We start from the raw sequence: 22,828 nt of genomic DNA on the forward strand, positions 1-22,828 counted from the left end.
TCCTCCGTTCCCCTCCTATTATAACTGGTATATACCTAAATAGCTAATAAAAAAAGCAAAAACTGCTCAGTTTTTCTCAATTTGTGCGAACTCTTTCCCCATTTTATAGGCAGAAAAAGAAGTTATCACAAATTGTCCAAACAAGAGCAGTCTCTTTGCTTTTAAATTGGTTCGGTCGCTGGCTTGAGAATTTATTCAGCCAACGCTTTATTGGCAGTGGCCATCAGCAAGCGAATGCGATTCAATTGATTGACGATCGAAACACCTGGATCGTAATCAATCGCTGCAATGTTCGCCTGTGGGTACTGGCGACGCAGCTCTTTCATGACGCCTTTTCCTACTACATGGTTAGGCAGACAGCCAAATGGTTGCAGACAAATGATATTGTTGACATTATTTTCCAACAGATCGATCATCTCACCGGTCAAGAACCAGCCTTCTCCCGTATGGTTGCCAATGGAAACAATCTCGCTCGCTTGCTCGGCAAGCTGATGGATCGAATGAATGCCCTCAAAGCGCGTTGACGCCCTCAACGCTTTATCCATTGGTTTTTGGAGCCGTTCAATCGCCATGATCGCAAAATCAGCGATCATTTTGCTTTTCTTCGCCATCCCCAAATGCTCGTAGCGCCAAATCTGATTGTAGAGGGAATAATTCATGAAGCCGACAATATCTGGTACGACCGCTTCCGCTCCTTCTGCTTCTAACAGGCGAACGACATCATTATTGGCAGTCGGTGAATACTTCACTAAAATCTCTCCCACGACACCGACACGCGGCTTCTTGATATCTCTTATCGGCACTTGATCAAAGTCTTGAATGATTTTCTTCATATTGCGATTAAAGAGGCTGAAGGAGCCATTGCGGACATTTTTGGCAATTTTTTCCAGCCATTCTTGGTGGAGCCGATCGACAGCCCCTGCTTCTTTCTCATATGGACGGGTGCGATAAACGACCCGTTCAAAGAGATCTCCGTATAAAAATGCCACCGCCAAGCGTTTCATCATCGGCAAGGTAAAGCGAAAGCCAGGATTTGATTCAACACCAGTATTCCCCATCGAAATAGATACCACCGGTACTTGCGGAAATCCTGCATCGTTCAATGCTTTACGTAACAAGGGAATATAGTTCGTTGCGCGACACCCACCGCCCGTCTGGGTCATCAGTACGCTGGTGTTTTCGACGTCATATTCCCCGCTTTGTAACGCTTCTACCAGCTGCCCAATGGAAATGATGGCCGGGTAGCAGGCATCGTTATTGACAAAGCGCAAACCGACATTGACTGCTTCTCGATCTTCACTGGGCAGACAGACCACTTGATACCCGGAAGCCTGCAAAGCGACATCTACTAATCCGCTTTGGTGGATGGGACTCAACATCGGCAATAAGAGCGTGTGCTGCTTTCGCATTTCTTTGGTAAAAATAATCTTTGCTGGTTCCTCGTATTGCTTTTTAGGAACAAAGTGCTGTTTATCCCGTTCGTTGACTGCTGCTTTCAAGGAACGCAACCGAATCCGAATCGCCCCAAGGTTTGCACCCTCATCGATTTTCAACACCGTATACAGCTTGCCATATTGCGCCATGATCTCTTCGACTTGATCGGTGGTCACTGCATCGATCCCGCAGCCGAAGGAGTTTAATTGAACCAATTCCAACTGCTTGTTTTTCGCCACCACTCGTGCAGCCGCATACAACCGTGAATGATAGACCCATTGATCCACGACCCGCAGATCGCCGACATTTGCTAAATGAGCAATACTGTCCTCGGTCAGTACATGAAAGCCTTCTTGGGTAATGACTTCCGCTATCCCATGGTTGATTTCAGGGTCCAAATGATACGGTCTTCCAGATAAAACGATCCCTTTTTGGTTGGTCGTCATCAGCATTCGCAGCGTTTCTTCTCCCCGTTGCGCAATATCTGCTTTGAACTGATCTAGTTCCTCGAAGCCGCTGCGCAGCGCTTGGGCAATTTCGTCTTCAGAAAAACCAAAATCTTGAAACGTCCCCATTAAGGTTTTGACCATTGAGGCTTCATCTGCCAGATTTAAAAATGGACAGCGGTAGTCAACCGCCCCTTCACGAATCGCATCGACGTTGTTACGAATCACTTCTGGATAGCTTTGTACGATTGGACAGTTAAAATGATTTTCAGCGGCAGTGTTCTCTACTCGCTCAAAAATGACTCCTGGATAAAAGATCAACGGTATGTTTTGATCGATCAGTGCTTGGATGTGTCCATGGGCTAGTTTGGCTGGGTAACAAACGGTATCGCTAGGAATCGTTTCGATCCCTTGCTCATATAGTTCTTTATTAGAACGCGGCGACAAGGTTACTCGAAACCCTAACTGGGTGAAAAAGGTATGCCATAGCGGATAATTTTCATAAAGATTCAACACTCTTGGTAAGCCGATTTCCCCATGGAGGGCATCTTTTTTACGCAAAGAACGGTACTTGAACAAGCGGCGGTATTTTTCATCCACGAGATTGACTTTGCGGTCTTCTTTTTTGATTTTGATCCGCGCACCACGTTCGCAGCGATTCCCCGTAATGAATTTTCGACCATCCGAAAAGAGGGTCACGGTTAATAAACAATTGTTTTCGCAAAGACCGCAATTTGTAAATTCTTTTTCTGCTTGAAAATCGGCCATTTCTGCAGGAGACAACAACGTACTGACATCGTCGATCGCCGCTTCTTCTAACGCGATCAACGCCGCCCCATAAGCGCCCATCAAGCCAGCGATCGATGGTCGTACGACTTCACGGCCGCTGATCAATTCAAAGGCGCGCAGAACCGCTTCATTATAGAAAGTCCCTCCTTGGCAGACGATTTTCTCGCCAAGATCTTCGGGGCGCCGAACCTTGATCACTTTATAGATAGCATTCTTTATGACCGAGTAAGACAAGCCAGCCGAAATGTCGCCAACAGACGCTCCTTCTTTTTGGACCTGTTTGACTTTTGAGTTCATAAAGACGGTACAACGCGAACCCAGGTCAACCGGCGCTTGGGCTTTTGTCGCTGCCAGCGCAAATTCTTTGACATCCTGATTCATAGATTTGGCAAAGGTCTCAATGAACGAGCCGCATCCTGACGAACAGGCTTCATTTAGCTGAATCGAAGAAAGTGCACCGTCTTTGACTGTCATCGCCTTCATGTCTTGCCCACCAATGTCCAAGATAAAATCAACCCCTGGCTGGAAATGTTCAGCAGCTTTGTAATGGGCCATCGTTTCGACTTCACCGATATCGACCTTCAGTGCATGTTTGATCAGATGCTCACCGTACCCTGTGATCGTTGACTTTGCGATGTAAACGTCAGAAGGCATCTGACGATAAAGCTCTTGTAAAACCGCCATCGTTGTCGCTAACGGCTCGCCTTCATTGTTGCCATAAAAAGAAAACAACAAATCCCCTGCAGCATTGATCAAGACGACTTTCGTTGTCGTTGATCCAGCATCGATACCCAAATAAGCAGCACCTTTATGCTCCGACAAAGGTTTTTCTGCAGCAACTGCTTGGGCATGGCGGGCACGAAAAGCAGCCAGTTCTGCTTCGTCTTTGAATAAAGGATCTAGCGTATCTGTTGGCGCAAGTGTGCCGCCTTCTTCATTGGCTAAGCGGTCGCATAGTACAGAAAGCTGCTGCGCTTCTTCTGCATACAGTGCAGCCCCCATCGCCACAAACAGTTCTGGATTCTCGGGAAAAATGATATCTGCTTCTTGCAGGTTCAACGTATCGATAAATCGTTGACGCAATTCCGACATAAACGTCAGTGGACCGCCTAAGAAGGCTACCTTGCCTTTGATTTTACGACCAGCAGCTAAACCAGCAATCGTTTGATTGACTACCGCTTGAAAAATACTCGCAGCAATGTCCGCTTTTGCCGCTCCTTCATTGATCAGCGGCTGCACATCAGTTTTAGCAAAGACCCCGCAGCGTGAGGCAATCGGATAAAGGGTTTGGTATCCCTTGGCTAGCTCATTGACCCCATTGGCATCCGTTTTCAATAAAACCGCCATCTGATCAATAAACGCACCGGTCCCACCGGCACAACTGCCATTCATCCGCTGCTCCAACGCACCTTCAAAAAAGGTGATCTTCGCATCTTCACCGCCTAATTCGATCGCCACATCCGTTTCTGGGATCACTGTCTCGACTGTTTTGGTACAAGCGATGACCTCTTGGACAAAAGGGATCCGCAAAACTTCTGCCAGCCCCATTCCACCTGATCCGGTAATCGCCAGCGCAACTGGCTGATCTTGGATTACTGCTTGCGCTTCTTTAATAATTTTTTCCGCTGCCTTTTGGATGTCTGCATAGTGTCGTTCATACCTTGAAAAACACGTTTGATTGCGTTCATCTAACAGAACCATCTTGACCGTTGTTGAACCGACATCGATGCCCGCCTTATATTTTTTCATTTGTTGCCTCCATCTAAACAACACTTTGTTGATTATCTAACAAGCCGTTTGTTATAATACTTATGTTCATTGTAATTCTTTTAATTGATAATTCAACAAACAATTCCAACGAAGGTGTGGGATAAACAACAATTAGACGTTTTTTGTCGTTTATTTTGAAAGGAAATTCACAATATGAAAAAATTGGATTTACGTGTCAAACGAACCAATAAGTACATTATTGAAGCCTTTATTCGCTTAGTTGAAGAAAAAGGCTTCGAGCAAGTGACTGTCCAAAATATCGCAGACGAAGCCATGATCAACCGCGCGACCTTCTATGCCCATTACAAAGACAAGCAAGACTTGTATGAAAAAATATTTGACTTGGCCGTCGAATCTTTTACCTCGATCCTTGACTTTGAAGATTTCGTCCAAGGCAATCGAATCAAGATCCGTAAAATCGAAGCGGCCATGACCGAACTTTTTTTACACATTCAAAAGAATCGCTCTTTTTATTTGACGATCATGGATGCCTCTGCCATTGAGATCATTCGTAAAAAACTGGGGCTGATTTTAACGGAACGGTATCAAGAGATCTTTTCAACCTTGAAGATTACAGAAGGCGATCTTGAAGTGCCCTTAGACTTCATCATTGATTATATGACCTCAATATTTGTTGGCACGCTGCATTGGTGGCTAACGGCAGAAACAACGATGCACGCCGACCATTTAGCAAAACTCGTCATCAAACTAGTGGCAAACGGTCATCTAACTGTCTTGGGGATTGAAATTGAGGAATAAAAAAAGAAACTGCCTATATGCAGTTTCTCTCATACCAATTGCCCTTTAATCAATGATTTTTTGCGCGCCATTTGATCGTGTCTTTTGTCTTACGCTGTTTAGTTACTTTGATTCCTTTTGGAGCCACACGAATCGCATAGTCTTCCTTCTTGACGACGTCATAGACATGCTCTGCAACTTCCGTTACTTTTTCTTTTAGATTCAGTTTAAATTTCATGTGTTTTCATCTCCCGAATGCTTTACTACTAGCGTATCGCAAATAAAAAAAATCTTCAACTTATAGCCCTTCCTCAAACCAAAAAAATAATGGTTAAATAACGAAAAAAACAGCAAGACTACTTGCTGTTTTTTTTTGCGTATTCATCTGACTGGGGTAGCTGGATTCGAACCAACGCATGACGGAGTCAAAGTCCGTTGCCTTACCGCTTGGCTATACCCCAATAATGGTGGAGGAGAGTGGATTCGAACCACTGAACCCTAAGGAACGGATTTACAGTCCGTCGCGTTTAGCCACTTCGCTACTCCTCCAAAAGGTTTTTCTCAAACCTGACAATAGTTATAATACCGAAAAAGATAACAAATTGCAAGAGCAAAAAGTAAATTTTTCTAGAAATTATTCATGTAAATTCCATTGGCGAATAATCATCTCGATCGCAGCTTCTAAACTTCTGCTTGAACCTAGATCTTCATCCCCTAAAAAGCTTTGAAATTCTTTCGGTCCAGTCGTTAAAATCTCACCGATACGTTTTTTACCAATAAATAATTCGTTGACGGTATAGTCTTTGCCATGAATGGCTTTCGTTGTTTCTTCAATACGGACTTCGATATCTTTATTTTTCTTAGACATGATTGCACCTCTTTCTTTACAGCACCTTCCTATTTTAACAGAAAACCAGCAAAAGAAAAAGAAAATCTCATCTGGAACGAAAAAAAGTAGTCAATCGTTACGATCGACTACTTTTGCTGCTTTGTCTCATTTCTGGTTCGTCAAGACAGCACTGGTTACGGTATACCCCGCATCGCTTAAGATTTTCTCAATCGCTGCGACTTGGCGCGACTCTACTTGGATCTCAACAATCGTTTTTAGCGCCATCCGATTGACTACGATGGTCAAAATACTCATCTGATGATCGGCAAGCAGTTTGGTCACGTCTGCTAACACGCCTACATGGTCATCCGTGATCTCGATGGACACTCGGGTTCCGCCATCATGGTAGCCAGTGATTTTCAAAAAGGCATCGAAAATATCATTATTGGTAATGATTCCCACTAGGGTATCATCATCCATGACTGGTAAAACCCCCACGTTTTCACTACGCATGACGGAAATGGCTTCCTCTAATAGTGCATCTGGTTCAATCGTGGTCACTTTTTTCAACATGATATCAGCAACCGTCGTTTTATTTAAGAGATAGTTCATTTCATAAACGCTTAAGCTTGTCGCTTTTGAGGGAGTTGCTTCAGCGATCGTTCCTTCTGTGATCAACCCTACTAATTTATCATCGTCAACGACGGGCAGACGGTGGATATCGTGCTGCTTCATTAAATCTACTGCATCAAAGATCGGTGTCTGCGAATCGACGGTGACGACCGTCTTCGTCATAAAATCACTTACGCTCATTGTTTAGCCTCCTAGATACGCTTTTCTTACTTCATCACTTGCTAGTAATTCTTCTCCAGTACCTTCTAAAACGATTTTCCCCGTTTCTAATACATAGCCGCGATCGGCAATCGATAAAGCCATTTTTGCATTTTGTTCAATCAGTAGCACAGTCGTTCCTTGCTGCTTGATTTCTTGAATGATTGAAAAAATTTCTTTGATAAAAATCGGTGCCAAGCCCATCGAAGGCTCATCCAGCAAAAGCAAGCGCGGTTTTGACATCAATGCCCGCCCCATTGCCAACATCTGCTGCTCACCGCCAGATAATGTCGACGCATCTTGCGAGAGGCGTTCTTTCAATACAGGAAACTTGCGGTAAACTTGTTCATAGTCTTCTTTGACACCACTGTCTTTACGCAAGAAGGCGCCCATCTCTAAGTTTTCTTGAACCGTCAATCCTGAAAAGACGTGCCGCCCTTCTGGCACTTGCGACAAGCCGTTTGCGACGATTTTTTGCGGTGCTTCTTTCTCAATTCGTTTTCCTTCAAAAGTGACTGAGCCATTTGAGGGGCGGATCAATCCAGAAATCGTCCGTAAAATCGTGGTTTTCCCTGCACCATTGGCACCAATCAGTGAAACGATCTCCCCTTGATTGACGTGGAAGGAAACATCATGGACCGCTTGGATCATGCCGTAGTGTACACTTAAATTTTGAATTTCCAGCATCAGATTTCCCCTCCTAGATAAGCTTCGATCACCCGCGGATTGTTTTTGATCTCTTCTGGTTCACCGTGGGCGATGACTTGGCCGTATTCCAGCACATAGATCCGTTCGCACACTTCCATGACCAAACTCATATCATGCTCAATCAAGAGGATCGTCAATTGAAAATCTTTTTGGATCTTATAGATCAACTTTGTCAGTTCTGTTGTTTCTTGAGGATTCATCCCCGCAGCCGGCTCGTCAAGAAACAGAATTTTTGGTTCTGTAGCCAATGCGCGTACGATCTCTAACCGACGCTGCTCGCCATAAGGCAAATTTTTCGCTAACGTTTGACTTTTGCCATCCATATCAAAGATCCGTAACAGCTCTAAGGCTTTTTTCTTCATGGACGCTTCGTTTTTGTAGTACTTTGGCAAACGCAGGATGCTGGTCAGCAGTCCTTCTTTATGCTTACTGTTCATAGCGATCAAGACGTTGTCCATCACAGTCAAATTTTTAAACAAGCGAATGTTTTGGAAGGTTCTTGAAAGACCTAAATCTGCAATTTTATAGGGCTTCACGCCATTTAAACGTTTTGGCTTACCTTGGGTCTCAAAAAGCACTTCCCCTTCACTAGGTTCATACACACCTGTCAGGAGATTAAAGAGCGTTGTCTTGCCAGCACCGTTTGGTCCAATCAATCCGACCAGCTCATTGGTATCTAAATGGAGGTCTACATGAGAAACAGCAGCTAAACCGCCAAAGTTTTTCGTTAAGCTTTTAACTTCTAATAGAGGCATCGTTGTCATCCCCCTTTTTTCTAAATTTATCCAGCAGTCCTTTTACGGAGAATTCCCATGTCCCTAAAAGTCCGCTTGGTTTAAAGATCATGATGATGATCAAAGCCAATGCATAAATGATCATGCGCAAATCAGAGAAGCCTTGCAAGTACATATTTAAGATTCCTAGCACTACTGCCGAAACAACTGCTCCTGTGGTACTCCCAAGCCCTCCAAAAACGACGATGATCAATACATCGATCGATTTCATAAAACCGTAATCTCGTGGGAAAACCGACTGCTGATAGCTGGCATAAAGGGTACCAGCAATGCTTGCCATTACTGCCCCCATTACAAACGCAATTACCTTGTATTTCGTTGTGTTGACCCCCATTGATTCTGCAGCGATCTCATCTTCCCGAATCGCTAAAGTCGCCCGACCTGGTCCGCTATGGATAAAGTTTGACACGACAAGAATCGATAAAACGGCAAAGAGAAAGACGATTTGCCAATTACTGAATTGGGGCAATCCGAAAATTCCTGCAGGACCATTGGTCAAGCCTCGTAGGTTCACCAACAAGATCCGAATGATCTCTGCCACACCTAGGGTAGCGATCGCTAGATAGTCGCCTTTTAAACGGAGGGTCGGAATCCCAACCACTAATGCGACTGCACCAGAAACCAGCATCCCCACCAGTAAACCAGTTAAAAAGCCACCAAAGGTTGGATTGCTTGCCGACAGGATCGCGCCAGCATAAGCACCGATTGCCATAAATCCAGCATGTCCTAAGGAAAATTGCCCTGAAAAGCCGATGATCAGATTCAAACTGACTGCCAAGATGATATTGATTCCGATATTGACGATGATGGCATCAGAGAACAAATTGATCATTCCGCCATTGTAGGCTGCAAATAATCCAAAATAAAGAATAGCTGCCAGAGCGAGCCAGATTAAGTTGTAACGTAAATTCTTTTTCATTTCTGCCACCTACACTTTCTCTTTGATATTTTTGCCGAGGATCCCAGCTGGACGAACCAACAATATAATTATTAAAATGACATACACTAAAGCATCCTTATAATCAGAAAAACCAAGCGCTGTCGCTGCTGTTTCCACCAAACCGATCACAAAGCCACCTAAGGCTGCTCCAGGAATGATCCCGATCCCGCCGAGAACCGCTGCAACAAAAGATTTCAGACCAGGAACGACGCCCATTGATGGATCAATGGAATTATAATACAAACCGATCAGCATCCCGCCAGCTGCAGCCAAAGCCGAGCCTAAGGCAAAGGTAAAGGAAATCGTTCGATTGACATTGATCCCCATCAAACGCGCTGCATCTGCATCAACACTTACTGCCCGCATCGCTTTTCCCATACGGGTCTTTTTCACGATCAATTGCAAGAGAATCATTAAGGTAACCGAAACAGCCAAGATCAATAACTGGACATTACTTACTTGAACAAACCCGATGGAATAAGTTTGTCGTTCAATCGCTTGCGGAAAGGGGCGCACATTGGCTGAAAAGAAAAAGATCATGACATTTTGCAAAAAATAAGAAACCCCGATTGCCGTGATCAGTGCCGAAATTCGCGTGGAATTGCGTAAGGGACGATACGCTAAAAATTCGATCGTTACCCCAAGAGCTGCACTGGCGATCATTGAAATGAACAACGCGGGGAAAAACCCTAATTGCCATTGATTGATCAAAAAGTAACCGATAAAACTACCGATCATGTAAACTTCTCCGTGGGCGAAGTTGATCAACTTGATGATGCCATACACCATCGTATAACCCAACGCTAACAAGGCATAGATACTGCCTAGAAACAAGCCGTTGATCAATTGTTGGATCATCATTTCCATATACTCACTTCCAATATCATTTATTATGGTCATTCTTTTAGAGAAAAGAAACTGAGACAAACACATCAGGTCTGTCCCAGTTTTCACTGCCAAACAACTGCGGGTTTTTTAAGGTTCCACAGTGTCTGCTGAGGTTTCTTTCCCGTCAGTCAATCCTAAAACAACTGCTGATTTTTCAGGGTTATGATTTTCATCCATCGTGATTTCACCGGTCACACCGACAAAGTCTTTCAGTTCAGACAAACCAGCTGCGATCGCCAATGAATCTGCTGAGTTTTGATCTTCGATCGCTTGTTTGATCATATAAACGGCATCATAGGCTAATGCATTAAAAGCAGAAGGCTCTTTGCCATATTTTTCATTGAAAGCTGCCACAAACGGCTCAACTTTGTCGTTTGCTGGTGCTTTGGTAGAGAAGTGACCTGTATAGTAAACATTGCTGACATTTTCTGCACCAGCTGTTTGAACCATTTTTTCATCACCGAATCCATCCGCACCAATGATTGCTTGATCAATCCCTAATTCTCGCGCTTGCTTGATGATCAAACCAGCTTCTGTGTAGTAGCCTGGAATGAACAAGACATCGAAGTCGACATCTTTGATTCTTGTAAGAACTGCTTGGAAATCTTTGTCGCCTTCGGTAAAGTTATCCTCTAAGACGATTTCGCCTGGGTAGCTTTCTTTAAATGCTTCCGTCAAACCAATTGCGTAGTCACTTGAGTTATCACCCAAGATTACGGCTTTTGAAGCATCCAAATTTTCTGCTGCATATTTTGCCAAGATTGTTCCTTGGAAGCTATCTTGGAAACAAGAACGGAATGCAAATTCTTGGACTTTTCCACTGGTGTAAGTAATCGCATCATCGGTACCTGAAGGAGTGACCATCGGTACTTGGGCTCTCGTCACATTCGGTAAAGCCGCCTTCGTGGCACCTGAAGTTGCTGGTCCAATAATGGCAACGACTTTATCGTTGGTTGCTAAGTTGGCTGCTACTGTCGCCGCTTCATTGTTATCTGATTTGTTATCTTTCGAAATGATTTCAATTTGTTTTCCAAGAACGCCGCCGGCAGCATTGATTTCTTCGACTGCCAAGTCGATCCCCTCTTTTTCAGCCGTCCCATAAGCAGCAACTGCTCCAGACAACTCTAAGTTGGCACCAATCTTAATGGTATCTCCCTCTTGTTTATTGCCACCTTCAGCAGCACCACTGCTATCCGTTGGTCCACCTGTTGGTCCTGCACTACAAGCTGTCAATAAAAACAAACTCGCAAACAAAAATGCAAATTTCTTTTTCATAATTTTCCTCTCCTTTACTTCCCCTGAATATGTTATCCAATATACTGAAAAATCTAGGAAATGTCAACGAATTATCAGAATATTTCACCTATTCAGAATTTATTTTTTTCGCCGATAAAAAATGGTGCTTTTAAAACATTGATCCAGCAACAATGGAATCGCTTTTCTAATTTTCGGATAAAAAGAAAAGCAAGCAAAGGTTTTTCCCCTTTGCTTGCTGCCGATACGCTTTGATTTGATACTTTTTTTTTCAAACGGACGTTTGAAAACATTACATCCTCATGTTAGCGGCTATTTCGTGGATACAATGCTTGAAAATTTGCCGCCGCCCCAACTAAATTGGCATCATTGCGATAGTCACATAGCTTGATCAGTGGGACGAAATCATTTAATGCTTGATCCGCCAACATTTTTTTCAAGCGCTGGTCAACTTCTTCTAACAAGCCTTTTTTGGCACTGACACCACCGCCGATAATGATCACTTCAGGATCAAAAGCAAACTGAATACTGAACAGTCCTTGTGCTAAATAGTTGTAAAATTTATTGACTTCCTCGATCGCAATGGCATCGCCATCTTCTGCACGTTGAAAGACCTCTTCACCGGTAATCGTCGTTCGATCCACTCCGATCCGATCACAATACCGCCAGGCCATCTGAACCGCTGTCCCTAGTTGCGAAAATGTTTTGCCTTGATCTAGGATCATCAACCCAAATTCGCCACCGTATAAATGTGCCCCACGGACTAGCTCACCATTTTGAAACAGGGTACCGCCAACGCCTGTTCCGATCACAACGAAGGCTGCTTGCTGATACTCTTTGCCCGCTCCTTGATAAAATTCAGCCATCCCAGCGCAATTGGCATCATTTTCGATGGTTACGGGTACCCCAAACGCTGCTTCGAGTTCTGAGTAAATATCAAACCCATGGATATAAGGGATCGCACTAATACCGTCGATCCGCCGTTCTTGGGCATTGACCGCACCTGGCGCACTGATTCCAACGCCTTCAATCTCTTCATCTACGCTTGCCCTCACTTGCTGCAGCTGTGCTTTCATTTCCTCCCAAGTATTTGGAGTAGTGAACTTCCCTTTACTCACCAAAGAATCTTGTGCCCAGACGCCATATTTTACTGCTGAACCACCCATATCAAAGACTAAAATCGCCATTTTTTTCCCTCAATCCTTTATTATTCTGATACTGTCTATTTTACCGCAAGTCGGCGCTTGAAGAAAGCGATTTCCGAGGACAAGAAAAAAACAGTCTCATTCACTTAGACTGTCTCTTCATCCATTAGAGTTGTTTTTCTAAAATCACTTGATCGAACAGCTGCTGCCCATTCTCAAAAATCGGTTCGACATAGTGGGTGGTGAAATAATTCTTCACCCGCTCTTTTTCAACATAGCCTTGCTTTTGGTACAAAGTCAAGGCTGCAGAGGGCAGACTACCAGTTTTGATCACTACGATCGGCCGTTTTGCCCCGAGGTGCTGACTAAGGATCGCTTCTTCGGCAGCTTGCAGCAATTGACGACCGATGCCCATTCCTTGCTTTTCTGGCGAAACGGCCACATTCATGATCTCCCAGTTCTTGCCTTGATTTTGATAAACTAGCACACCAATCATTTCTCCAGCTTCTTCATAAACAAGTGTTTGGCTATTATATAGATAGCTTTCTACGACTGCTTTTTCAGGATCTGCATCCAGCAGCAACGCCCAAGGATACGCTTCATTAGGGGCGATTGGACGAATCATGGCTTTTTGGCTCCTTTTTTATATTTCTGTTGATTCCTTTTAACTTTTCCGATAACGGTACGTTGGTTTGACTTTGTCTTTCGTATTTCGTTTTAAAGTAAACGTCTGGGGTACGTAATCTATTCCGCCTTTTACAAAGGGATGGCAGCGTAAGATACGAGCTACCCCCATCAAGCCTCCTTTGGCTGCTCCATGGACTTGGATGGCTTGGATCATGTATCCTGAGCAAGTCGGATAATAACGACAGCTAGGAGGAAATAATGGGGAAATAAAACGTTGATAGAAACGAACAAAGCCGATCAAAAGTTTACTCATTTCTTGCCAGCCTTTCTTTTTAGCGTACGATTCAGTAAAGATAGATAGAAAAAACTAGGACTCAGCACGTGGCGTAAGTCCTAGTTATGGTTTATTTCATAAACTCAAAGATATGATTCCAAAGACTTGGAGAGAATACTTTAAAAGGACTGCCGTCACCGATCACTCCATAACCAATCATCGTTCCTGCTAGGAACAATAAAATAGCTAATAAAATGACGATTAGAATTTTTATCAAGCTAGTTAAAATATAACGGTTCAACTTCACTTTTTTTCTCTCCTACTCCTATTAGGCGTTAACTGGTACGACTTCTTCTACTGCGTCAGAAACTCGTTCAACAGATGCCCCTAATTGTTGCAATTTTTCGTGGAATTTGTAGTAGCCGCGATCCAAATATTTTAGATTGCGAACACGCGTCCGTCCCGTTGAACGCAGACCTAATAAAATCAACGCTGCTGCGGCACGTAAATCTGTCGCATAGACCAGGGCACCTTGTAATTCATGACCGCCTTCGATCACTGCAACGTTGCCGTCAATTTTTACATGGGCATTCATGCGACGCATTTCTTCTAAATGTTGGAAACGATTCTCAAATACCGTTTCATTCACAACACTCGTTCCTTGCGCTAATAATTGAATAGCAGACATTTGCGCTTGCATGTCCGTAGGAAAACCTGGATGTGGCATCGTTTTTACATCAGTCGCTTTCAAGCGTTCTGGTCCGACCACACGAATCCCTTCAGCGACTTCAGTCACTTCTGCACCCATTTCGATCAATTTTGAAATCAATGGACGATTGTGCTCTGAGATCGCATCTTTAATAATAACGTCTCCTTGAGTCATCGCTGCTGCAACCATAAAGGTTCCTGCTTCGATACGGTCTTGCACGATCGAATGATCTACTGCATGCAGGTGTTCGACACCTTCAATACGCATCGTTTCGGTTCCTGCACCAAAGACCTTGGCACCCATTTTATTCAAAATGTTTGCTAAATCAACGATTTCTGGCTCACGAGCGACGTTTTCAATGATGGTGATGCCTTTAGCTTTTACGGCAGCCATCATGATATTTTGCGTTGCGCCGACACTTGGGAAATCCAAGTAAATGCTATTGCCTTTTAACTCATCGGCGATCGCTTCTATGTATCCATCTTTTTGGATGATTTGCGCGCCTAGTGCTTGAAATCCCTTCAAATGTAAATCAATTGGTCGTTTGCCGATTGCACAGCCGCCAGGCATTGCCACTTTGGCATGTCCATTACGGGCTAACAAAGGCCCCATGACTACGATTGAAGCGCGCATTTGGCTCACATACTCATACGGTGCTTCGATTGCTAATTCTTGTGACGCATCGATCGTCATTGTGTTGTTTTCTTCTTCAAAATCGATTGCGACATTTAAATGCCGAATCACTTCTTTCATTGTTAATACATCGGAAAGGATCGGTACATTTGTTAATGTCGTTGTTCCTTCTTCCGCTAATAAGCTTGCCGCTAAGATAGGTAGAACAGCATTTTTTGCCCCTTCGATCTTCACTGTTCCAGTTAATCGATTACCACCTTGAACGATCATCTCTTCCATTTATGTTCCCTCCAAATAATGCAGTGACTCACACAAATCTTGCCAATTATAGCATAATATTCGGTGTTTTTGCATATATTAATGAAATTCTTAAAAACCTGTTAAAAATAAATTACGACATAGCGCAATCAACTCAAGGAAAAAAGTACTGGCGGTGTAGCCTAATGCAATCGCAAGAAACACCATGACCATTCGTATCTGAGTCGTTCGTAAGGCTTTAAAAAAAGCATCGATCCGCACAGATTGCAATGCCCAAAATGCTAAATAGATGAACGCTAAATGACTCACGATTCGAATGATTGCATCAATTCCATACACTTGCATACTTCCTGCTCCTTTTTTCATAATTGAACATTCCTATCATACCACAAAGATGTCAAGATAAAAAATAATCTTTCTTGAAACCTTCATGAAAAGACTTTAAAAAGTTTTTAAAACGTTTTCTTGAAGAAACAAAAAAACAAAGGCAAGATGCCCTTGTTTTTTAGGAATGTTTTGACACGTTGATTCGATTGATGGCGCGGTGCAAAGCAACCGTTGCGCGCCGAAGCTGGTCGATATCCTCGACTTGTTTGGCTTCTTCGATTTGGCGTTCTGCACGCTGTTTTGCTCTTTCTGCACGTGAAACGTCGATGTCACGATCACGTTCCGCACTATCGGCTACGATCGAGACAACATTGTCTCGCACTTCTAATATACCGCCGTTGACAGCGACCCAGTCGACATGGGTATCTGAATCAATCCGTTTGACCCGGACTTCATCAATCGTCAATGGAACGATGATTGGGGCATGGTGCGGCAAAATACCGATCTCACCATCTGTCGTACGTGCAACCACGATTTTCGCGTGATGATCGTAAACCAAACCAGCAGGTGTCACCACATTGACTGTTAAAAATTGATCCATGAGGTTCCCCTCTTTCTTCAAGGCTGGTTAATTAATAGCCAATTTTTTTCGCTTTTTCAATGACATCTTCAATTCGTCCAACACTGCGGAAGGCTTCTTCTGGAAGATCATCATATTTTCCTTCAAGAATCTCTGCAAATCCTTTGATGGTTTCTTCAACTGGCACATAAGAACCAGGTTGTCCCGTAAACTGTTCCGCTACGTGGAAGTTTTGAGACAAGAAGAATTGAATGCGGCGTGCGCGGGCAACTAAGGTTTTTTCATCATCAGACAGTTCATCCATCCCTAAGATGGCGATGATGTCTTGTAATTCCCGATAACGTTGCAACGCATGCTGTACTTCAGTCGCTACTTCATAATGTTTTTCACCAACGATTTCAGGTGCTAACGCACTAGAAGAAGACGCCAGTGGATCAACGGCAGGATAGATCCCTTGTTCGGTCAATTTACGTTCCAAGTTGGTTGTTGCATCCAAATGGGCAAAAGCAGTCGCAGGTGCTGGGTCTGTATAGTCATCGGCAGGGACATAGATGGCTTGAATAGACGTAACGGAACCTTTTTTCGTCGATGTAATCCGTTCTTGTAATTGCCCCATCTCAGTTGCTAATGTTGGTTGATACCCAACGGCCGACGGCATCCGACCTAGTAAGGCAGATACTTCAGAACCTGCTTGAGTGAAGCGGAAGATATTATCGATAAACAAGAGCACGTCTTGTCCTTCCACATCACGGAAGTACTCGGCTAATGTCAAACCAGTCAAAGCTACCCGCATCCGGGCACCTGGTGGTTCATTCATTTGTCCAAACACCATGGCTGTTTTTTCGATAACGCCAGATTCTTTCATTTCATTATAAAGGTCATTTCCTTCACGTGTCCGTTCACCAACACCTGTGAAGACAGAGATCCCACCATGCTCTTGGGCGATGTTGTGGATCAATTCTTGGATCAAGACGGTTTTACCAACACCGGCACCACCGAAAAGTCCAACTTTCCCCCCTTTTAAATAAGGAGCTAACAAATCAATGACTTTGATCCCAGTTTCAAGGATCTCCGTACTTGTTGACAATTCATCAAAGTCAGGTGCTTTTTTGTGAATCCCACTGCGGGGTGCCTCTTCAGGAAATGGTGCTTCTAAATCGATGGTATCGCCTAGGACATTAAATACCCGTCCTAATGTTTCTGTCCCAACTGGAACAGAGATGGAGGCGCCTGTATCGATTACTTCCATTCCTCGTTGTAAGCCATCTGTTGATTCCATGGCAATCGTACGGATAACGCCGTCGCCAAGTTCTAGGGCAGCTTCTAACACAACTTTTGTTTTCTGCTCATCTTTTTTGTAAACAATCAACGCATTGTTGATATCTGGTAATGATTGGTCTAGAGAGAATTCCACGTCAACAACGGGACCAATGACTTGAACAATCTTGCCTGAACTCATTCGTATTCCTCCATTCGTTCTTGAAACTATTCTAACGCGGATGCCCCCGCCACAATTTCAGTAATTTCTTGGGTGATCGCTCCTTGGCGCGCTCGGTTGTATGAGATCGTCAAGTCCCCAATAATATTTTTGGCATTATCTGTTGCTGTTTTCATCGCTGTCATTCCAGCAGCATGCTCGGCTGTTTTTGCGTCAACAATCGCACCATAAATCAAGCTTTCAGCGTATTGAGGCAGTAATTGATTCAAAATCGCTTCTCTGGAAGGTTCAAACAAGTATTCTTGTTCATAACTTTCGGCTTCTTCAGGATCTAAATCGGATATCGGCAACATTTTCTCCACACGAAATTGGCTAGTCAATGAATTGATGTGATGGTTATAACACACATATAATTCATCGAAGACCTCGTTTTGGTACATCGTGGTTGCCAATGTTACGATTTTACGTACCTCATCAAAGCTTGGTTGATCCGAAAGGTTTCTTAACTCGTACGCCAAATTGATGCCCCGTGCTTTGAAAAAGTCAGCGCCAGTTGCACCAATGGCAATCATGACATACTCTTCTTCTTTTGCATGGTCTTCATCCAGCATGGTCATCATTTGTTTTAAGATGGAACTATTATAGCCGCCCACTAGACCGCCATCAGAAGTGATGACGATATAGCCTGTGCGTTTGACCGGACGACTAACCAACATACTGTTATAGTTCACACCATCTTTAGGACCAGAACCTGCAAGATCGGAAAGCTGCTGCGCAGTCAAATGCGTAACGATTTCACGTACTTTGTTGGCATACACTTGAAACTGTTTCGAATGAGCTTCAGATTTTGTTAATTTTGCAGCTGAAACCATTTGCATGGCCTTTGTGATTTGGCTGGTTTTCTTTGTTGAGGCAATTCGTTGCTTGATTTCATTTAATGAAGCAGCCATTTTCTCTCACCTCTTTTATGCGTTTTGCATTGTCGATATTTTATCTTGCGGTGTCACCCGAGAACTGTTGGATGCCATGAAAATATCTTTGAATGCTTTAATGGTGTCATCTAACAAGCTTTCTTCTGGCAAGTCTTTCGTTGTCCGAATGGTTTCAAAAATCGTTGCTGCGTTTGCTTCGATATACTCAAATAATTCTGCTTCAAAGTCCAATAGTTTATTGACAGGTACACTATCAATGAATCCATGCGTCAACGCATAAAGAATCACGACTTGTTTTTCGACTGCCAATGGTTCATGTAGTTTTTGCTTTAAGATTTCAACGGTGCGACGACCGCGGTTTAATTTGGCTTGTGTCGCAGCATCTAGATCAGACCCAAATTGTGTGAAGGCTTCTAGTTCGCGGTAACTTGCCAAGTCTAAACGCAAGGTTCCAGCAACTTTCTTCATCGCTTTGATCTGTGCAGAACCACCAACCCGTGAAACGGACAATCCAGCCGCTACGGCAGGACGCACACCTGAATAGAACAGGTCATTTTCTAAGAAAATTTGTCCATCTGTGATAGAAATCACGTTGGTTGGGATATAGGCTGAGATATCCCCCGCTTGCGTTTCAACGAACGGCAGTGCCGTCATTGATCCGCCACCTAGTTCATCACTTAATTTCGCTGCACGTTCCAATAAACGAGAGTGCAAGTAGAAGACATCCCCTGGGTATGCTTCACGACCTGGCGGACGGCGTAGAAGTAGAGAAAGTTCACGGTAAGCGACTGCTTGTTTTGATAAGTCATCAAAGACGATCAAAACATGTTTGCCGTTATACATGAATTCTTCTCCCATTGCTGCCCCGGCATAAGGTGCGATGTAAAGCAATGGTGCTGGTTGTGAAGCACCTGCTGAAACAACGATCGTGTAATCAAGTGCACCGTAACGGCGTAATGTTTCTACTTGTGCACGAACCGTTGAGTCTTTTTGGCCAATAGCGACATAGATACAGATCATGTCTTGCCCTTTTTGGTTGATGATCGCATCGATCGCAATCGTTGTTTTCCCGGTTTTCCGGTCACCGATGACTAATTCCCGTTGGCCACGTCCGATTGGCACTAAAGCATCAATAGCTTTCAACCCTGTTTGCATTGGTTCCGATACGGATTTCCGTTGCATTACACCTGGTGCGGCTGCTTCAACTGGGCGTGATTTGTCTGTTTCGATCGGACCTAAGCCATCGATCGGTTGCCCTAATGGATTCACTACCCGGCCAATTAATGCATCGCCGACAGGAACTTCCATGATTTTACCGGTTCGTTTTACTTTGTCTCCTTCACGAATGGTTTCAAAATCACCTAGGATGATGATCCCGACGTCGTTTGATTCTAAGTTTTGTGCCATCCCATAAGAACCGTTTGAAAACTCAAGCAGTTCTCCACTCATGGCATTTTCTAAACCGTGGGCGCGGGCGATCCCGTCCCCAACATATGTGACAGTACCGATTTCTTCTACAGAAAGTTCGTTCTGATAATTTTTAATTTGCTCTTTGATCAAGGCACTAATTTCTTCTGCTTTGATGGCCATCCGATTCACCTCTTATCTCTTGTTTATCTGCCGATTTTTTGTCGCAGATAATCCAGTTGGCTCTTAATACTACCGTCGATCACTTGATGATTTGCTTCAACGATGACTCCGCCTAAAATCGTTGGATCGACCGTTTCTTTCAATTGTGCCTGCTTGTACCCAAGCTTATCGGCGATTTGCTTTTCGATTTTGCTTTTTTGTTCTGCTGACAAAGCAACAGCCGTTGTGATCGTTCCGAGAACAAGACCTTGATATTCATCGTAACGACGTTCGTATTCATCAATGATCAGCAATAGATCATCCATGCGATCATATTCATAAACGATCTCTAAGAAATTTCTGACCAAGCCTTCAAAGCCCTTCAGCAATTGATCGACTAATTGTCTTTTTTCATGGAGATCCAAGCGGTTATCCGTCACGATCTGACCGAATGTTGGAATCTCCTGATAAATCTGACGCAAGGTCATTAATTCTTGGTAAACTTCTGTCAAGCGCTGTTCTTCCATCGCCAATTCGAACAAGGCTTTTCCATAGCGTTTTCCCACTGTGAATTTATCGAGTTTCATTAACTGAACCCAATCCTTCGATATATTGATTGATTAGGGATTCATGATTTTCGGGAGTCAATTCGCGGCCTAAGATTTTTTCTGCGATTTGAAGCGAAAGTTCTGCAACATCATCTTTCACTTCTTTTAACGCAGTTTCTTTTTCAAGGGTGATATCTGAGTTTGCTTTTTCTTTCAAACGAGCCACTTCTTCTTTGGTCTCGCTCAAAATATTTTGTCGACTCAATTCCCCGCTATCTTTGGCGCTCTTGATGATCTCCGCAGCTTCAGAATGAGAACGTGCCAATTTTTCTTGGCGTTCTTTTTCTAATTTTGCTGCATTCAAGCGTGATTGTTCCGCTGAATCCAAATCATTGGCGATTTTATCTTCCCGTTTTTGCATCATGCTGCTGATGGCATCCCATGCAAAATGTTTCAATAAGAATAGCAAAAGAAGAATTGATCCGCTGACAACGATAATATTGCCAAGCATTGGATTTTGAACTTCCGCCATAACCAACTGATTTAGCATAACGATTCTTCCTTTCTGAAAGTCATTGTTTCATTAGAAAAAAGCAAAAACGAGTGCAATTGTTCGTTTCTGCCTTTTCGTGCTTGTCTTATCGGAAGACTAATAACAGCGCGATAACTACCCCTAGAATCGGTACAGCTTCGACTAACGCGACCCCGATAAACATTGTTGAACGTAGTTGACCTGACATTTCAGGTTGGCGTGCCATTGATTCGATCGTTTTTGCGATTACTTGTCCGTTACCATACCCTGCACCAATTGCTGCTCCGATAATTGCTAATCCTGCTCCAATAAAGTTCATTCTTTTTTCCTCCTAATTGTATGTCGATTCGATTAATGTTCTGCCACGATTTTGTGGCTCATAAATACCATGGTCAATGTAACAAATACATAAGCTTGGATCGCTCCAATAAAGAGTGAGAAGCCAATCCAGATCATTTCTAGTGGCATCACGATCGGTAATGACCACCAACCAAGACTAATAAACATGTTGGCAATCAATCCTAATAACACTTCACCTGCGAATATATTTCCATATAAACGCAAGCCTAACGTGATGACATTCGTAAATTCTTCGATGATTTTTAGCGGTAATAAGAACCCCACCGGTTTCAAGTACGAATTGATCAAGTAATTTTTGAAGCCCAACGACTTGATCCCAAAGAAATGTGTCAAGGAAATAACCATAAGTGCGAGTGTCAGTGTAACAAACGGGTCTGCTGTCGGACTTTTCCATAAGGTAATGTCATCTGTCGTCACGATTTTTGTGACTAACCCGATCTCATTTGCCACAAACACAAAAAGAAACATTGTTACACCGAGCAAATGAAAGTTGTTCACTTGAGATCCTGGTAGATTGTCCGCTACGATACCGCGAACAAAGTCAATGACCCATTCAATGAAGTTCTGCTTCCCTTTCGGTTTCATTTGCAGATTACGTGTACAAATAAAGACCACCAAAAAAACAATAATACAAGAAATGATTGTCATCATAGCTACAGTTCCATCAAACCATATAGGACCGATATGAAACATAAGCGATTTATCTTCCAATCTTTCTCACCTCTTTTCCTGTCATCTCCAGAAAAAAATCTGGTGTTACAATGCGTTTCCTCTCATAACAATCGGTATCATACCACCACGAATGGAAAATTTCAAAGCATTTTCAAGAAAATTAGACAAAAAACTCACAATGCCAAAAATCCTAAATTAAATGAAAAATTCCCGTGTCGCTATGTGGAAGAAAAAGCCTGTTATATCAACAGCTTTCCCTTAAATGCTACCAAATTTAGCGCGATTTTCAAAGCAATAACCTCTATCGGATTCTAAAAGAAGTTCTTAGAAAATTAGAAATTTCTAAGAACTCGGTCAATTTGTCTTTCTTGATCTTTGCGTTTCAAGGATTCCCGCTTGTCATATTCGCGTTTTCCTTTCGCTAAACCAATCAAAACTTTGGCATAACCATCCTTGATATACACCTTTAACGGAACGATCGTCATGCCTGTATTTTTTGTTTCGCCAATCAGACGAGCAATCTGCTTTTTATGCATTAACAGTTTTCTTGTCCGTAGTGGATCATGATTAAAAATGTTTCCTTGCTCGTATGGGCTGATATGCACATTGACTAAGAATGCCTCACCATTGCGAATGCGTACAAAGCCGTCTTTCAAATTGATCCGACTGTTACGGATCGCTTTGATCTCTGTTCCCTGTAAGACGATCCCCGCTTCGATCGTATCGAGGATCGTGTAATCATGGCGGGCCTTTTTGTTTTGGGCGATTAATTTCCCTTCTCCTTTAGGCACGGGCCATCCCTC

The 22,828-nt window shown here is 43.3% G+C and carries 25 protein-coding genes and 2 tRNA genes; 1 reads left to right on the top strand and 26 read right to left on the bottom strand.

The window, feature by feature from the left end:
- Positions 1 to 191 precede the first annotated feature (191 nt).
- Positions 192 to 4,418: a 2-hydroxyacyl-CoA dehydratase gene (locus ACI3E5_RS14425; RefSeq protein WP_221693230.1), complete on the bottom strand. Its 4,227-nt coding sequence runs from the start codon at positions 4,416 to 4,418 to the stop codon at positions 192 to 194.
- Positions 4,419 to 4,592: 174 nt separating this feature from the next.
- Between ACI3E5_RS14425 and ACI3E5_RS14430 the strand changes: the two genes are divergently transcribed.
- The gene (locus ACI3E5_RS14430; protein ID WP_005228762.1) at positions 4,593 to 5,198 is read left to right on the top strand and encodes a TetR/AcrR family transcriptional regulator; all 606 of its coding nucleotides are present in this window, start codon (positions 4,593 to 4,595) and stop codon (positions 5,196 to 5,198) included.
- A 49-nt stretch (positions 5,199 to 5,247) separates the two neighbouring features.
- Here the strand turns inward: ACI3E5_RS14430 and ACI3E5_RS14435 are convergent, their stop codons facing one another.
- The 25 genes from ACI3E5_RS14435 to smpB all read right to left on the bottom strand — a co-directional run bounded on the left by ACI3E5_RS14435 (position 5,248) and on the right by smpB (position 22,816).
- On the bottom strand, positions 5,248 to 5,415 hold the full coding sequence (locus tag ACI3E5_RS14435) for a hypothetical protein (protein ID WP_005228760.1): 168 nt from the start codon (positions 5,413 to 5,415) through the stop codon (positions 5,248 to 5,250).
- 151 nt (positions 5,416 to 5,566) lie between these two features.
- Positions 5,567 to 5,638 (bottom strand) — tRNA-Gln (locus ACI3E5_RS14440).
- Positions 5,639 to 5,642: 4 nt separating this feature from the next.
- Positions 5,643 to 5,726: transfer RNA gene (locus tag ACI3E5_RS14445), tRNA-Tyr, on the bottom strand.
- A gap of 85 nt (positions 5,727 to 5,811) precedes the next feature.
- A complete protein-coding gene (locus ACI3E5_RS14450; RefSeq protein ID WP_005228752.1) occupies positions 5,812 to 6,045 on the bottom strand; it encodes a DUF2969 domain-containing protein in 234 nt (77 codons plus the stop codon).
- Positions 6,046 to 6,171: 126 nt separating this feature from the next.
- Positions 6,172 to 6,819, bottom strand: coding sequence for a CBS and ACT domain-containing protein (locus tag ACI3E5_RS14455; protein WP_221693231.1), 648 nt, complete (start codon positions 6,817 to 6,819; stop codon positions 6,172 to 6,174).
- Between the two features lie 3 nt (positions 6,820 to 6,822).
- Complete coding sequence (locus ACI3E5_RS14460; protein ID WP_015510178.1) at positions 6,823 to 7,524, bottom strand: ABC transporter ATP-binding protein; 702 nt, start codon at positions 7,522 to 7,524, stop codon at positions 6,823 to 6,825.
- A complete protein-coding gene (locus tag ACI3E5_RS14465; RefSeq protein ID WP_015510179.1) occupies positions 7,524 to 8,300 on the bottom strand; it encodes an ABC transporter ATP-binding protein in 777 nt (258 codons plus the stop codon). Before ACI3E5_RS14465 ends, ACI3E5_RS14460 begins: the two co-directional genes overlap by 1 nt.
- Positions 8,281 to 9,258 (bottom strand): branched-chain amino acid ABC transporter permease, encoded by a 978-nt coding sequence (locus ACI3E5_RS14470; protein WP_005228744.1) that lies wholly within the window; start codon positions 9,256 to 9,258, stop codon positions 8,281 to 8,283. Before ACI3E5_RS14470 ends, ACI3E5_RS14465 begins: the two co-directional genes overlap by 20 nt.
- Before the next feature lie 9 nt (positions 9,259 to 9,267).
- Positions 9,268 to 10,146: a branched-chain amino acid ABC transporter permease gene (locus tag ACI3E5_RS14475; RefSeq protein ID WP_005228742.1), complete on the bottom strand. Its 879-nt coding sequence runs from the start codon at positions 10,144 to 10,146 to the stop codon at positions 9,268 to 9,270.
- 108 nt (positions 10,147 to 10,254) lie between these two features.
- The gene (locus tag ACI3E5_RS14480) at positions 10,255 to 11,442 is read right to left on the bottom strand and encodes an ABC transporter substrate-binding protein (RefSeq protein ID WP_010749790.1); all 1,188 of its coding nucleotides are present in this window, start codon (positions 11,440 to 11,442) and stop codon (positions 10,255 to 10,257) included.
- Between the two features lie 284 nt (positions 11,443 to 11,726).
- Positions 11,727 to 12,608 (bottom strand): ROK family protein, encoded by an 882-nt coding sequence (locus ACI3E5_RS14485; RefSeq protein WP_005228730.1) that lies wholly within the window; start codon positions 12,606 to 12,608, stop codon positions 11,727 to 11,729.
- Positions 12,609 to 12,732: 124 nt separating this feature from the next.
- A complete protein-coding gene (locus ACI3E5_RS14490; protein ID WP_221693233.1) occupies positions 12,733 to 13,191 on the bottom strand; it encodes a GNAT family N-acetyltransferase in 459 nt (152 codons plus the stop codon).
- Between the two features lie 39 nt (positions 13,192 to 13,230).
- The gene (gene yidD / locus ACI3E5_RS14495; RefSeq protein ID WP_016608771.1) at positions 13,231 to 13,506 is read right to left on the bottom strand and encodes a membrane protein insertion efficiency factor YidD; all 276 of its coding nucleotides are present in this window, start codon (positions 13,504 to 13,506) and stop codon (positions 13,231 to 13,233) included.
- Positions 13,507 to 13,597: 91 nt separating this feature from the next.
- Entirely contained in the window at positions 13,598 to 13,774 is a 177-nt protein-coding gene (locus ACI3E5_RS14500; protein ID WP_005228723.1) for a DNA-directed RNA polymerase subunit beta, read from the bottom strand.
- 21 nt (positions 13,775 to 13,795) lie between these two features.
- Entirely contained in the window at positions 13,796 to 15,088 is a 1,293-nt protein-coding gene (gene murA / locus ACI3E5_RS14505; protein ID WP_016608772.1) for a UDP-N-acetylglucosamine 1-carboxyvinyltransferase, read from the bottom strand.
- A gap of 90 nt (positions 15,089 to 15,178) precedes the next feature.
- Entirely contained in the window at positions 15,179 to 15,412 is a 234-nt protein-coding gene (locus ACI3E5_RS14510; protein WP_008380880.1) for a DUF1146 family protein, read from the bottom strand.
- Positions 15,413 to 15,572: 160 nt separating this feature from the next.
- Positions 15,573 to 15,995, bottom strand: coding sequence for a F0F1 ATP synthase subunit epsilon (locus tag ACI3E5_RS14515; protein WP_005228716.1), 423 nt, complete (start codon positions 15,993 to 15,995; stop codon positions 15,573 to 15,575).
- Between the two features lie 31 nt (positions 15,996 to 16,026).
- Entirely contained in the window at positions 16,027 to 17,433 is a 1,407-nt protein-coding gene (gene atpD, locus ACI3E5_RS14520; RefSeq protein ID WP_005231864.1) for a F0F1 ATP synthase subunit beta, read from the bottom strand.
- A 26-nt stretch (positions 17,434 to 17,459) separates the two neighbouring features.
- Entirely contained in the window at positions 17,460 to 18,362 is a 903-nt protein-coding gene (locus ACI3E5_RS14525) for a F0F1 ATP synthase subunit gamma (RefSeq protein ID WP_005228710.1), read from the bottom strand.
- 15 nt (positions 18,363 to 18,377) lie between these two features.
- A complete protein-coding gene (atpA, locus tag ACI3E5_RS14530; RefSeq protein ID WP_005228708.1) occupies positions 18,378 to 19,934 on the bottom strand; it encodes a F0F1 ATP synthase subunit alpha in 1,557 nt (518 codons plus the stop codon).
- Positions 19,935 to 19,957: 23 nt separating this feature from the next.
- Complete coding sequence (locus tag ACI3E5_RS14535; protein WP_010749797.1) at positions 19,958 to 20,500, bottom strand: F0F1 ATP synthase subunit delta; 543 nt, start codon at positions 20,498 to 20,500, stop codon at positions 19,958 to 19,960.
- Positions 20,487 to 21,011, bottom strand: coding sequence for a F0F1 ATP synthase subunit B (gene atpF, locus ACI3E5_RS14540; protein ID WP_016612589.1), 525 nt, complete (start codon positions 21,009 to 21,011; stop codon positions 20,487 to 20,489). Before atpF ends, ACI3E5_RS14535 begins: the two co-directional genes overlap by 14 nt.
- Positions 21,012 to 21,099: 88 nt before the next feature.
- A complete protein-coding gene (gene atpE, locus ACI3E5_RS14545) occupies positions 21,100 to 21,312 on the bottom strand; it encodes an ATP synthase F0 subunit C (RefSeq protein WP_005228705.1) in 213 nt (70 codons plus the stop codon).
- Positions 21,313 to 21,344: 32 nt separating this feature from the next.
- Entirely contained in the window at positions 21,345 to 22,064 is a 720-nt protein-coding gene (gene atpB / locus ACI3E5_RS14550) for a F0F1 ATP synthase subunit A (protein WP_008380872.1), read from the bottom strand.
- Between the two features lie 293 nt (positions 22,065 to 22,357).
- Positions 22,358 to 22,816 carry an SsrA-binding protein SmpB gene (smpB, locus tag ACI3E5_RS14555; protein WP_325815959.1) on the bottom strand — a complete coding sequence of 153 codons (459 nt, stop codon included), beginning with the start codon at positions 22,814 to 22,816 and terminating at the stop codon, positions 22,358 to 22,360.
- Positions 22,817 to 22,828 lie beyond the last annotated feature (12 nt).

The sequence above is a fragment of the Candidatus Enterococcus avicola genome, assembly GCF_047470845.1.
Lineage (GTDB): Bacteria > Bacillota > Bacilli > Lactobacillales > Enterococcaceae > Enterococcus_D > Enterococcus_D casseliflavus.